This is a genomic window from Streptomyces sp. NPDC004542 (genome assembly GCF_040610035.1).
In the GTDB taxonomy this organism is placed as follows: Bacteria; Actinomycetota; Actinomycetes; order Streptomycetales; family Streptomycetaceae; genus Streptomyces.
In genome coordinates this window covers 1-11,971 of sequence record NZ_JBEXLP010000010.1, presented here as the reverse complement: position 1 = coordinate 11,971, position 11,971 = coordinate 1, and the positions used below count along the sequence as shown (strand labels likewise).

Genomic DNA, 11,971 nt, shown 5'->3' with positions numbered 1-11,971 from the left:
TTCACGACAGCTCGGACAGTTCTGACGAGGAGTAAGTACCCGAAATGACCAGTCAGTCCACCCTGCAGTCCGTACCTGCCCTGGGGACGCACCCGGCCTCCGGCTCCCTCCCGAGCCGCGCCGAGACCAGGGAGCAGCTCTCCAAGGCGTCGTACGACCTTCTCGTGATCGGCGGCGGCATCCTGGGCATCTCCACCGCCTGGCACGCCGCGCAGTCCGGCCTCAGGGTGGCACTGGTCGACGCCGGCGACTTCGCCGGCGCCACCTCCTCCGCCTCCTCCAAGCTGCTCCACGGCGGTCTGCGCTACCTGCAGACCGGTGCGGTGAAGCTGGTGGCGGAGAACCACTTCGAGCGCCGTGCGGTCTCCCGCCAGGTGGCCCCCCACCTGGCGAACCCGCTCACCTTCTACCTCCCCGTGTACAAGGGCGGGCCGCACGGCGCGGCGAAGCTCGGCGCGGGCGTGTTCGCCTACTCCGCGCTCTCCGCCTTCGGTGACGGCGTCGGCCACCTGCTGAGCCCGTCGAAGGCCGCGCAGGACGTGCCCGAGCTGCGCACCGAGAACCTCAAGGCCGTGGCCGTGTACGGCGACGACCAGATGAACGACTCCCGCATGGCGCTGATGACGGTCCGCGCGGCCGTCGACGCGGGCGCGGCCGTCCTCAACCACGCCGAGGTCACCGGCCTGCGTTTCACCAGGGGCCGGGTGACGGGCGCCGAGCTGCGCGACCGCGTCTCCGGTGACGAGTTCGGCGTCAACGCCCGCCTCGTGCTGAACGCGACCGGCCCGTGGGTCGACCACCTGCGCAGGATGGAGGACCCGAACGCGGCGCCGTCCATCCGCCTGTCGAAGGGCGCGCACCTGGTCCTCAAGCGCACCTCCCCCTGGAAGGCCGCGCTCGCCACGCCGATCGACAAGTACCGCATCACCTTCGCCCTCCCCTGGGAGGACATGCTGCTGCTCGGCACCACCGACGAGGAGTACGAGGGCGACCCGGCGGACGTCGCGGTCAACGACAAGGACATAGCCCAGATCCTGGACGAGGCTGCGTTCTCCGTCCGGGACCAGCAGCTCAGCCGTGACCTGATCACCTATGCCTTCGCCGGACTGCGGGTGCTGCCGGGCGGGCCGGGCGACACCGCGAAGGCGAAGCGCGAGACCGTCGTCACCGAGGGCAGGGGTGGCATGCTGTCCGTCGCGGGCGGCAAGTGGACGACCTTCCGGCACATCGGCCGTACGGTGATGCGCAAGCTGGAGGCGCTGCCGGGGCAGCCGCTGGGCGACGACTTCGAGCCGATCTCCTCCCTGCCGAAGAAGCTGCCGCTGCCGGGTGTGGCGAACCCGCGCGCGGTGGCCCACCGCCTGCTGGTGGACCACCCGGCGCCGGGCCCGCGCATGGCCGCCGACACCGCCAGGCACCTGGCCACCCACTACGGCTCGCTGGCCTTCGACATCGCCCGGCTGGCCAACGACGATCCGGAGCTGGCCGAGCGCGTCCACCCGGACGCCCCGGAGATCTGGGCGCAGGTCGTCTACGCCCGCGACCACGAGTGGGCCGAGACGCCGGACGACGTGCTGCGCCGCCGTACGACGCTGACGATCCGCGGTCTGGCCACGGACGAGGTGCGCCTGAAGGTGCAGGACCTGCTCGACAAGAAGTAGGCCGCGGCAGAAGCGGTGCGCGGTGTTCGATGCAGCCCGGCTACCTCCCCGACCGGGGCCGGGACCGTCAGGGGCGGCTCCACGCCGGTGGAGCCGCCCCGCGCGCGGGTGTCCGCCGCGCCCCCGGAGCGGATGGGTCCGCCCGCATAATGTGCTGACACATCGGAGGTCTGAGCGACAGGGAGGCCCGCCATGGCGGTCACCGACGAGGCGATCGAGAAGATCAAGGAAATGATCGTCTCCGGTGCGCTGCGGCCCGGCGACCGGTTGCCGAAGGAGAGCGAGCTCGCCGCCGAGCTGGGGCTGTCGCGCAACTCCCTGCGGGAGGCCGTGCGGGCGCTGTCGCTGATCCGGATCCTGGACGTGCGGCAGGGCGACGGGACCTACGTCACCAGCCTGGATCCCCAACTGCTGCTGGAGGCGCTGAGTTTCGTCGTCGACTTCCACCGCGACGACACGGTCCTGGAGTTCCTGGCGGTGCGCCGGATCCTGGAGCCGGCCGCCACGGCGATGGCCGCCTCGCGGATCAGCGAGCAGCAACTGGACGCGCTCAGCGCGCAGTTGGACGACCTGGGCACCGAGCCCTCGGTGGAGGAACTCGTCGCCTGCGACCTGGAGTTCCACCGGGGCATCGTGCGCGGCTCGGGCAACTCGGTGCTGTGCTCGCTCCTGGACAGCCTGTCGGGGCCGACCACCCGGGCCCGGATCTGGCGTGGACTGACCCAGGAGGACGCGGTCGGCCACACGCTGCGCGAACACCGGGCGATCCTGTCGGCCCTGCGGGACCGGGACGCGGACGCGGCCCGCTCCTGGGCGACGGTGCACATCGCGAGCGTGGAGCAGTGGTTGCGGTCCACGCTGTGAGTCCGGCCGGGGTGTTCAAAGGCGCCGATCGGGGCAGTGATCCGTTCATCACCCCGCGCAAGGGGGCTGCGGGCGCCCCCGTCGGACGCCGTAAGGTTGGGACGTACGCGAGGGCACGTCGGAAGGAGGCGCTGGGTGATCGAGCTCGAGGGGGTTCCCGAGCTGATCGACCCGGTCATGGTGGCCGCGTTCGAGGGCTGGAACGATGCCGGCGACGCCGCCTCGACCGCGGTCGCGCATCTGGAGAGGGAGTGGAAGGGTGAGGTGTTCGCGGCGCTGGACGCCGAGGACTACTACGACTTCCAGGTGAACCGGCCCACGGTGTTCATGGACGGCGGAGTGCGCAAGATCACCTGGCCGACGACAAGATTGTCGGTGGTGCGGGTCGGCGGGGACAAGCCACGCGACCTGGTGCTGGTCCGCGGCATCGAACCCTCCATGCGCTGGCGCTCGTTCTGCAATGAGCTGCTGGGCTTCGCGCACGAGCTGGGTGTGGAGCTGGTGGTCGTCCTGGGCGCGCTGCTCGGTGACACCCCGCACACGCGTCCGGTCCCGGTCAGCGGGGTCACCTCCGACGCGGACCTGGCCCGCCGGATGGACCTGGAGGAGACCAAGTACGAGGGGCCGACGGGGATCGTCGGTGTTCTCCAGGAGGCCTGCACGCACGCCGGTGTCCCGGCGGTGTCGCTGTGGGCGGCCGTCCCGCACTATGTGTCGCAGCCGCCCAACCCTAAGGCGACGCTGGCCCTGCTGAACCGTCTGGAGGACCTGCTCGACCTGCGCATCCCGCTGGGTGAGCTGCCGGAGGACGCGCGTGCCTGGCAGGTGGGCGTGGACCAGCTGGCCGCCGAGGACAGCGAGGTGGCCGAATACGTGCAGACGCTGGAGGAGGCCCGGGACACCGCCGAGCTGCCGGAGGCGTCGGGCGAGGCGATCGCCCGTGAGTTCGAGCGGTATCTGCGGCGCCGGGACGTCAGTCCGCCCGGCGGGCACGCGACGGCCGACGGCGGGGACGGGTCGCCTTCCTCGTACCTGAGGGACAACCCCGGCGGCCGCACCCGGCCGCCGAAGCCGCCCAAGCCGAACACCGAGGACGACGACTCGTCGGAGGACTGACGCGCGGAAAGAGCGCACAAGGGGCGGTACGCACGGTGCGTACCGCCCCTTCGCCGTGCGACGGCCCGGCGGCCCGGCCGGCTACAGGGCCACGCCCAGCAGCGCGTCCACCGCCCGGGTCACGACGCCGGGGGCGCCGGTGTCGGTGCCGCCCCGCTCCTGCTGGAGCGCGGCCCACCGGTCGACGGCGGCCAGGGCGGCCGGCGAGTCGAGGTCGCCGGCGAGGGCCTCCCGGATCTCCTCGACGAGCGTCTCGGCGGGCGGTCCGTCGGGCCGGGACACGGCGGCGCGCCACCGGCCGAGCCGGGCCTGGGCGTCCGCCAGTACCTGGCCGGTCCACTCCCAGTCGGAACGGTAGTGGTGGGCGAGGAGGGCGAGCCGGATGGCGGCGGGGTCGACTCCGTCGCGCCGCAGCTGGGAGACGAAGACCAGGTTGCCCTTGGACTTCGACATCTTCTCGCCGTCCAGGGCGACCATGCCCGCGTGGACGTACGCCTTCGCCATGGGGAACTCGCCGGTGAGCACCTGGGCGTGCGAGGCGCCCATCTCGTGGTGCGGGAAGGCCAGGTCGGAGCCGCCACCCTGGACGTCGAAGCCCATGCCGAGGTGGTCCAGGGCGATGGCGACGCACTCGATGTGCCAGCCGGGCCGGCCGCGGCCCAGCGAGCCGCCGTCCCAGCTGGGCTCGCCCTCGCGGGCGGCCAGCCACAGCACCGGGTCGAGCGGGTTCTTCTTGCCGGGCCGGTCGGGGTCGCCGCCGCGCTCGGCGGACAGCAGCCGCATGGCCTCGGCGTCGAGGTTCGAGACCTCACCGAAGTGCGGGTCGGCCTCGACGGAGAAGTAGATGTCGCCCTCGAGGTCGTAGGCCGCGCCCAGGTCGCGCAGCCGCTCCACGAGCGGAACGATGCCGGGTATCGCCTCGACGGCGCCTATGTAGTGCCGCGGCGGGAGCATCCTGAGCGCGGTCATGTCCTCGCGGAAGAGGGCCGTCTCCTGCTCGGCGAGGGCGGTCCAGTCGACGCCGTCCCGCTCGGCCCGCTCCAGCAGCGGGTCGTCGACGTCGGTGACGTTCTGGACGTAGTGAACCTGCCGCTTGGTGTCGAGCCACACGCGTTGCACCAGGTCGAACGCGTTGTAGGTCGCCGCGTGCCCCATGTGCGTGGCGTCGTACGGGGTGATGCCGCAGACGTAGAGACGGGCGACGGGACCGGGGTCAAGGGTGACGAGACCACCGGTCGCGGTGTCGTGGATCCTCAGGTCGCGACCCTGACCGGGCAGGGCGGGGACCTCGGAAGCGGGCCAGGCATGCATGTACATGAGCCTAACCGCCCGCGAGTGACCTGAACGAACCGGACCAGGCCGGACGGCCGGAAAGGCGATCTTGCGTTCCGGTCCCCGGTGTGCTCACACCGGCGGCCAGGGAATCGCCGGCCAGTCGCCGCTCGGCTCCGGGTGCCTGCCGGAGGTGAGCAACGCGTCGACCCGCGCGCGCGTGGCGTCCAGTTCGGCGGCCGTGACGAGCCCGGCCAGGCGGGCTCCCAGGGTCCCGCCGTCGGCCATGGCGTCCTTGAGGCCCTTGAGGACGCCGACGGCTTCGGCGGTGAGGGGCTCGCCCGCCCAGCCCCACAGCAGCGTCCGCAGCTTGTTCTCCACGTTGAAGGTGACCCCGTGGTCGATCCCGAACAGCCGTCCGTCGGGGGCGGGCAGCAGGTGGCCGCCCTTGCGGTCGGCGTTGTTGATCACGGCGTCCAGCACGGCGAGGCGCCGCAGCCGCTCGTCGTCGGCGTGCACGAGCAGCGCGGTCCGTCCCTCGCCGACCTCGGCGAAACCGATGGCCTTCCAGCCCGGTTCGGGCTCCTCGCCGTCCACCAGGGCGAGGAGTTCGGCGTCGGGGGCGGCGTCCACCCACAGCTGGACCATCCCTTCGCCGTAGGGTCCCTCGCGCAGCACGGTGGGCGGGACGAGGCCCCAGCCGGTCGCCTCGGAGACCTCGTACGCCGCCACCTCACGCTCGGCGAGGGTGCCGTCGGGGAAGTCCCACAGCGGGCGTTCCCCGGCGACCGGCTTGTACACGCAGGCGGTCTCCTGGCCGTCGAGGGCCACCGTGCAGTACAGGGCCGCGTTGGAGGCGTCGCGGATGCGTCCGCGTACGGTCAGCTCGCCCTCGGCCAGGAGGGCGGTGCCGGTCACGCTCCGCGGCGGTATCCGTTCTGGCGCGGACATACGTGTCCTTCCGGGTCGAGCGGGAGGCTGCACAGCGGGCACGGCGGCCGCCCGGCGTTCACGACGTCGAGGGCGCGCTTGGCGAAGGCCCTGGCCTGCGCGCCGGTGAGCCGGACCCGCAGCATCGGGGGGCCGTTCTCCTCGTCCTGGAGCAGCCGCTCCTCGGCCTCCGCGAGGTCCTCCTCGGAGTCGGCGTCCAGTTCCACCAGGGCCTGGGCCTCGACGATCATCCGCTGTTCCTCGCCGTCCCAGGCCAGCGCCATGGTGCCGACGCGGAACTCCTCCTCGATGGGGGTCTCCAGCGGGGCGGTGTCGGCGACCTCGGAGGGGGCCACCGCGGGGACCGGGGCCTGGCCGCCGCTGCGGCGCACGACCTCGTCGAGGAGTTCGTCCATGCGCTCGGCGAGCGCGGCGACCTGGGTCTTCTCCAGGGCCACGCTGGTCACCCGGGGGCCGGCGGAGGCCTGGAGGAAGAACGTACGGCGCCCGGGCAGCCCCACCGTGCCGGCCACGAAGCGGTCCGGTGGGTCGTAGAGGAACACCTGACGGGACACGTCCTGTCTCCATTGGATCGAGAGTGCGAATCGGGAGGGTGCGCAGGGGGGTGTGTGCGAACGCGACGCTTCACCCTACTGCGCCCGACGATCACGGTGCGCCCGCACCGCCCCCCACCGGTGCGTCATCCCCCGGAGGTTCCTCGCGCGGCGCGAGGGAGGCGAAGTCCCCGGTGTCTCCGAGCCGGACGAGAAACGGCCTGAGGCGGGTGTAACGGATCGCGGTGATGGAACACGGTTCCACGGAGATCCGCTGGAAGAGGTCGAGATGCAGGCCGAGCGCGTCCGCGACGAGAGACTTGATGACGTCGCCGTGCGAGCACATGAGGTACACGGCGTCGGCGCCGTGGTCGCGCTCCACGCGCGCGTTCCACTCCCGTACGGCCTCGGCCGCGCGGGTCTGCATCGCGCGCATGGACTCGCCGCCGGGGAACGCGGCCGCCGACGGATGCGCCTGCACCACCTCCATCAGCGGCTCGTCCTTGAGCTCGGCGAGCTTGCGGCCGGACCAGTCGCCGTAGTGGCACTCCCCGATCCGCTCGTCGGTGTGCGGGCGCAGCCCGGGCCGGGCGTCCAGCAGGGGCTGTACGGTCTCCTGGCAGCGCTGCAGCGGGCTGGTGACGATCTCGCAGAGGGGAAGCCCGTCGAGTCGTCCGGGCAGCGCGGCGGCCTGCGCGGCGCCGCGCTCGTCCAGGGCGACGCCGGGCGTCCAGCCGGCGAGGAGTCCGGCGGTGTTGGCGGTGGAACGTCCGTGCCTTACGAGGATCAGCGTGGGCATGCGGACCAGCGTAGGCGCACGCGGCTGCTGCGCGGGGTGCGGGTGACAGGAGGTTGGGGTTCTTGATCGTCGACTGTGCCATCTACCGGGACGGGCACCGCAGTGAAGGACCGGAGGACCTGTCCGACGCGCTGGCGGTGGCGCGGGCGGCTCACGGGTTCGTCTGGATCGGGCTGCACGAGCCGTCGGAGAAGGAGTTCGACCGGGTGACCGAGGAGTTCGGCCTGCATCCGCTGGCCGTCGAGGACGCCCTGAACGCCCATCAGCGGCCCAAGCTGGAGGTGTACGACGACTCGCTCTTCATGGTGCTCAAGCCGGTCGTCTACGAGCCGGAGAGCGACGCCGTCTCCAGCGGCGAAGTGATGATCTTCGTCGGGGACGGTTTCGTGGTGACCGTCCGGCACGGCGAGGGTTCGCCGCTGGCGGCCGTGCGGCGCCGGCTGGAGAAGGAGCCGGAGCTGCTGGAGAAGGGGCCGACCTCGGTGCTGTACGCCATCTCCGACGCCACCGTGGACCACTACCTGGAGGTGGCGACCGAGCTGCAGACCGACCTGGAGGAGCTGGAGGCCGAGGTGTTCTCGCCGGAACGGGGCGGCTCGCGCAACACCGCCTCCCGGATCTACACCTTCAAGCGTCAGGTGCTGGAGTTCCGCCGGGCGACCGGCCCGCTGGCCCTGCCGATGACGCGGCTGGCCGGCGGCGGCCCGGCGGGCGCGGCCGGGGTGCCCTTCGTGGACGACAGGGCCCGGCCCTTCTTCCGGGACGTGCAGGACCACCTCACGCGGGTGAACGAGTCGGTGGAGGGCCTGGACCGGCTGGTCTCGGACATCCTGTCGGCCCATCTGGCGCAGACCGGCGTCCGGCAGAACGACGACATGCGGAAGATCTCGGCGTGGGCGGCGATGGCGGCGGTCCCCACGATGATCGCGGGGGTCTACGGCATGAACTTCGACCACATGCCCGAGCTGCACTGGCTGTGGTCGTACCCGGTGGTGATCCTGGTGATGGCCGTTCTGGAAGTCCTGCTGTACGGCCTGTTCAAGCGGCGCGGCTGGCTGTGACCGGGGGCCTCAGGCGAACTCCGGGGCGGTGGTCGCGGGACCGCCGAGGGGGTTGCGGCGCTCGGGCATGCGCAGGGACACCATGCGCCGCCAGCCCGCGGCGCGCTCGTAGAGGTACGCGACGCGGACGCCCGCGGCGAGCACCGCCCGCCTGGCCCTGGACCAGCCGAGGATGCGGCCCATGTGGGCCATGACGGCGAGGCTGACGTCCCGGTGGACGCGGATCTCGGCGAGCGCGCACGCGCGCAGGGTGCGCTGGATCAGCCGGCCGTATCCGGAGGCCGCGAAGCGCAGCAGCTCCTCGTGGGTGTAGGCGAGGTGGTCGTCCTCGTCGCGGGAGATCATGCTGACGGCCTTGCCGATCTCCGGGTGGTCGGCGAAGTACCTGCGGAGCAGGTGCATCTGCTCGGCGGCGCGCTGTTCGGTGACCCGGCTGTGCGCCAGGTAGACGATGATGTCCGGCACGCTCAGCGGTTCGTCTCCCCGGAGCGTGTCGTGGGCGAGGCCGATGCCGCGCCGTTCCAGGAGCATGGTGTAGTCGGTCTCGGGCGGGACGGGGACCGGTCGCAGGCCGCGCTTGCGCAGGAGGGCGTCGAAGATCCGCCCGTGCTTGTCCTCGTCCGCGCCGTGCCGTGCGATCTTGGGAGCGAGCGCCTGTTCCCCCTCGGGGACGAGCGCGGCGATCCGTCCGTTCTCCCAGCCGCCCTGCGCCTCACCGCCGGCGGCGATGGAGCAGAAGAGCCGGAAGGAGCGGTCGTCGTCGAGGATCTCCTGGAACACACGCTTCGCCGAAAGCATGAGGGCACCTTTCCGCAGGTCTCCGCAGAGAACGAGTCAATTGCGGCATCGCGGGTGCCGCAACAGCTGCGGCGGCCGGCTGGGCCGGTAGGAGGAGCATCGGGGTCGCGGCGGGAGCGTAACCGCGCGGGCCCGGGCGCGTTGTTCCTCGTGACGGCCGTGGCGGGGACGACCCCGAGCCCCCACCACGGCCGCGGGAAATCGCTACGCGAGTCCGGCGCGTTCCAGGGCCTCGCTGCCGGCGCGCAGGGAGGCGAGTCGTTCCTCCAGGGTGAATCCCGCCGGGGCGAGGCTGAGCGTGGTCACGCCGGCGGCGGCGTAGGCCTGCATCCGTTCGGCGATGCGGTCGACGGAGCCCAGCAGGGTGGTCCTGTCGATGAGGTCGTGCGGGATCGCCGCCGCGGCGCCCTGCTTGTCCCCGGACAGGTACTTCTCCTGGATCTCGGCGGCCTCCTTCTCGTATCCCATGCGCTGCGCGAGCTGGTTGTAGAAGTTCTGCTGCGCGCTGCCCATCCCGCCGACGTACAGGGCGGTGTAGGGGCGGAAGACGTCCGCGAGCCGGGGCACGTCCTTGTCCTCGCCGACGGCGAGCGGCAGGGTCGGGCAGACGTCGAAGCCGTCGAGGGTCCTGCCCGCCTTCTCCCGGCCCGCACGCAGGTACGTGATCGTGGTCTCCTCGAGGTGATCGGCGGACGGGAAGATCAGCAGCGCCCCGTCGGCGATCTCTCCGGTCTGCTCGAGGTTCTTCGGCCCGATGGCGGCGATGTACAGCGGGATGTGCTCGCGCTGCGGGTGCACGGTCAGCTTGATCGGCTTGCCCGGTCCGCCGGGCAGCGGCAGGGTCCAGTGCTCGCCCTCGTACGTCAGCCGCTCGCGGGTCATCGCCTTCCGTACGATCTCCACGTACTCGCGGGTCCGCGCCAGCGGCTTGTCGAACTTGACGCCGTACCAGCCTTCGGAGACCTGCGGCCCGGAGACGCCGAGGCCGAGCCGGAAGCGGCCGCCGGAGAGCGAGTCGAGCGTCGCGGCGGTCATCGCGGTCATCGCGGGCTGGCGGGCCGGGATCTGGAAGATGGCGGACCCCACGTCGATGCGTTCGGTCTGCGCGGCGACCCAGGAGAGCACGGTGGCCGCGTCGGAGCCGTAGGCCTCGGCTGCCCAGCAGACGGCATAGCCGAGCCGGTCGGCCTCCTGCGCCACGGCCAGATTGTCCGCGTCCATTCCCGCGCCCCAGTAGCCGAGGTTGATCCCGAGCTGCATGGCCGACTCCCCTTACCCATGAGTAACGTTCCTGTGGGGGCGACCCTAGCGCGGGTGGGCGGACGATGGGGCGGCACGGGGTGCCCGCGGGCCCCGACCGAGGGGAAATCGGTTATCCACAGGCCCCCACGGCACCAGTTCTGGCCAGTAATCTCGGCCAGCATGGAGCAGAGGCATCTGGGCCGTACCGGCCTGCGCGTGTCCCGGATCGGGCTGGGCACCCTCACCTGGGGCCGGGACACCGACGAGCACGACGCCGCGGACATGCTGAAGGCGTTCTGGGAGGCGGGCGGGACCCTCGTCGACACCGCGGACGTCTACGGCGCCGGGGAGGCCGAGTATCTGCTCGGGCAGCTCATGGAAGGGCTGGTGCCGCGCCGGGACCTGATCATCTCGACGAAGGCGGGGAGCGTACCCGACCCGGACCGCCGTTTCGACGGCTCGCGCGGTCACCTGCTCGCCGCCCTCGACGCCTCCCTGGCCCGCCTCGGCACGGACCACGTCGACCTGTGGCACGTCCACGCCTACGACCCGGACACCCCGCTGGAGGAGACGCTCCAGGCTCTGGACCTGGCGGTGAGCAGTGGGCGTGCCCGTTATGCGGGCGTCTCCAACTTCTGCGGCTGGCAGCTGGCGAAGGCGGCGACCTGGCAGCTCGCGGCACCGGGGACGCGGACCCGGCTGGCGGCCACCCAGATGGAGTACTCACTGCTCCAGCGCGGGGTCGAGCGCGAACTGCTGCCGGCCGCGCTCGACCTCGGTGTGGGGCTGCTGCCGTCCTCCCCGCTCGGGCGCGGCGTGTTGACGGGGAAGTACCGGAACTCCACCCCGGCGGACTCGCGGGGTGCCTCGGAGCACCTGGGGCCGTTCGTCGCGCCGTACCTCGACGACACGGCGACCCGCATCGTGGAGGCGGTGACGACGGCGGCGGACGGGCTGGCGGTGACCCCGCTCCAGGTCGCCCTCGCCTGGGTCCGCGACCGGCCCGGCGTGGCCGCCCCGATCGTCGGCGCGCGCACCGCGCAGCAGCTCACCGCGGCGTTGTCAGTGGAGGCCCTTACTCTTCCTGACGAGATCTGCCGGGCGCTCGACGACGTGTCGGCGCCCGTGCACCGCTATCCCGATCACGACTGGAGCACGCTGTGAGCACGGACCCGGAGACCACGGGGGTCTCCGACGGATCGGCAGGAGACACCGGAAGCGACCCGGACAGCACGTCGGGCGGGACCGGGGCCGGCCAAGGAGCCGAAGAGACAGGCGGCCCGGCCCAGGAGGCCCACGCCTCCGATACCGGCGCACGGGACGCGGGTGAGCCGGCCGAGGACGCCGGGGGCGCCGGGGAAGGCGAAGTGGCTGGGGATACCGGGGGCGCGGGGGGCGCCGGGGAAGGCGAAGTGGCTGGGGATGCCGGGGGCGCCGAGGAGGCCGCGTCCCAGGTCTCCGAGGCGGAGGCCGAACTGGCGGCGCAACGGGTCGAGCGGGAGCGGATCGAGCGGCGGAAGGCCGAGAAGGCGGGACCGGTCGCCGGCGGGGCCAAGCTCAGCGGGAAGGCCGCCGAGCTGCTGGCGGCCGTACGGGCGGTGGAGGGCGGAGACAGGCCCGCGGCCACCGTGTTCGGCGAGCCGGCGCCGGCGCGACGGCGGCCGGCCGCGGAGC

Annotated in this window: 11 protein-coding genes and 1 pseudogene; 6 read left to right on the top strand and 6 right to left on the bottom strand. The window is 72.3% G+C overall.

Features of this window, described 5'->3' with window-relative positions; translation table 11 throughout:
• Window positions 1–44: 44 nt before the first annotated feature.
• From ABZX30_RS08625 to ABZX30_RS08615, 3 genes are all read left to right on the top strand, one after another.
• Complete coding sequence (locus tag ABZX30_RS08625; RefSeq protein WP_355930544.1) at window positions 45–1,661, top strand: glycerol-3-phosphate dehydrogenase/oxidase; 1,617 nt, start codon at window positions 45–47, stop codon at window positions 1,659–1,661.
• Window positions 1,662–1,853: 192 nt separating this feature from the next.
• Window positions 1,854–2,525, top strand: coding sequence for a FadR/GntR family transcriptional regulator (locus ABZX30_RS08620; protein ID WP_355930541.1), 672 nt, complete (start codon window positions 1,854–1,856; stop codon window positions 2,523–2,525).
• A 135-nt stretch (window positions 2,526–2,660) separates the two neighbouring features.
• On the top strand, window positions 2,661–3,641 hold the full coding sequence (locus tag ABZX30_RS08615; protein WP_355930539.1) for a PAC2 family protein: 981 nt from the start codon (window positions 2,661–2,663) through the stop codon (window positions 3,639–3,641).
• Between the two features lie 81 nt (window positions 3,642–3,722).
• On the opposite strand, the gene mshC is transcribed toward ABZX30_RS08615, so the two are convergent.
• The 4 genes from mshC to ABZX30_RS08595 all read right to left on the bottom strand — a co-directional run bounded on the left by mshC (window position 3,723) and on the right by ABZX30_RS08595 (window position 7,196).
• Window positions 3,723–4,952: a cysteine--1-D-myo-inosityl 2-amino-2-deoxy-alpha-D-glucopyranoside ligase gene (gene mshC / locus ABZX30_RS08610; RefSeq protein WP_355930536.1), complete on the bottom strand. Its 1,230-nt coding sequence runs from the start codon at window positions 4,950–4,952 to the stop codon at window positions 3,723–3,725.
• Window positions 4,953–5,045: 93 nt separating this feature from the next.
• Window positions 5,046–5,864, bottom strand: coding sequence for an SCO1664 family protein (locus ABZX30_RS08605; RefSeq protein ID WP_355930534.1), 819 nt, complete (start codon window positions 5,862–5,864; stop codon window positions 5,046–5,048).
• The gene (locus tag ABZX30_RS08600; protein WP_355930531.1) at window positions 5,828–6,418 is read right to left on the bottom strand and encodes a DUF3090 domain-containing protein; all 591 of its coding nucleotides are present in this window, start codon (window positions 6,416–6,418) and stop codon (window positions 5,828–5,830) included. Before ABZX30_RS08600 ends, ABZX30_RS08605 begins: the two co-directional genes overlap by 37 nt.
• A 91-nt stretch (window positions 6,419–6,509) precedes the next feature.
• Window positions 6,510–7,196 (bottom strand): histidine phosphatase family protein, encoded by a 687-nt coding sequence (locus ABZX30_RS08595; RefSeq protein WP_355930528.1) that lies wholly within the window; start codon window positions 7,194–7,196, stop codon window positions 6,510–6,512.
• A gap of 62 nt (window positions 7,197–7,258) precedes the next feature.
• Here ABZX30_RS08595 and corA point away from each other — a divergent pair, with 62 nt between their 5' ends.
• Window positions 7,259–8,257 (top strand): magnesium/cobalt transporter CorA, encoded by a 999-nt coding sequence (gene corA / locus ABZX30_RS08590; RefSeq protein WP_355930525.1) that lies wholly within the window; start codon window positions 7,259–7,261, stop codon window positions 8,255–8,257.
• Between the two features lie 9 nt (window positions 8,258–8,266).
• Here corA and ABZX30_RS08585 read toward each other — a convergent pair whose 3' ends face one another.
• On the bottom strand, window positions 8,267–9,055 hold the full coding sequence (locus tag ABZX30_RS08585; RefSeq protein ID WP_355930522.1) for a ferritin-like domain-containing protein: 789 nt from the start codon (window positions 9,053–9,055) through the stop codon (window positions 8,267–8,269).
• Between the two features lie 204 nt (window positions 9,056–9,259).
• Window positions 9,260–10,315 (bottom strand): LLM class F420-dependent oxidoreductase, encoded by a 1,056-nt coding sequence (locus ABZX30_RS08580; RefSeq protein WP_355930519.1) that lies wholly within the window; start codon window positions 10,313–10,315, stop codon window positions 9,260–9,262.
• A 162-nt stretch (window positions 10,316–10,477) separates the two neighbouring features.
• Between ABZX30_RS08580 and ABZX30_RS08575 the strand changes: the two genes are divergently transcribed.
• Both ABZX30_RS08575 and ABZX30_RS08570 read left to right on the top strand, forming a co-directional pair.
• Complete coding sequence (locus ABZX30_RS08575) at window positions 10,478–11,461, top strand: aldo/keto reductase (protein ID WP_355930516.1); 984 nt, start codon at window positions 10,478–10,480, stop codon at window positions 11,459–11,461.
• A 248-nt stretch (window positions 11,462–11,709) separates the two neighbouring features.
• Window positions 11,710–11,971: pseudogene (locus ABZX30_RS08570) on the top strand (DNA helicase RecD); the annotation flags it as partial.

Coding starts and splice junctions, on each gene's coding strand:
- ABZX30_RS08625 (WP_355930544.1), top strand. CDS start 45: ATGACCAGTCAGTCCACCCTGCAGTCCGTACCTGCCCTGGGGACGCAC.
- ABZX30_RS08620 (WP_355930541.1), top strand. CDS start 1,854: ATGGCGGTCACCGACGAGGCGATCGAGAAGATCAAGGAAATGATCGTC.
- mshC (WP_355930536.1), bottom strand. CDS start 4,952: ATGCATGCCTGGCCCGCTTCCGAGGTCCCCGCCCTGCCCGGTCAGGGT.
- ABZX30_RS08605 (WP_355930534.1), bottom strand. CDS start 5,864: ATGTCCGCGCCAGAACGGATACCGCCGCGGAGCGTGACCGGCACCGCC.
- ABZX30_RS08595 (WP_355930528.1), bottom strand. CDS start 7,196: ATGCCCACGCTGATCCTCGTAAGGCACGGACGTTCCACCGCCAACACC.
- ABZX30_RS08585 (WP_355930522.1), bottom strand. CDS start 9,055: ATGCTTTCGGCGAAGCGTGTGTTCCAGGAGATCCTCGACGACGACCGC.
- ABZX30_RS08580 (WP_355930519.1), bottom strand. CDS start 10,315: ATGCAGCTCGGGATCAACCTCGGCTACTGGGGCGCGGGAATGGACGCG.
- ABZX30_RS08575 (WP_355930516.1), top strand. CDS start 10,478: ATGGAGCAGAGGCATCTGGGCCGTACCGGCCTGCGCGTGTCCCGGATC.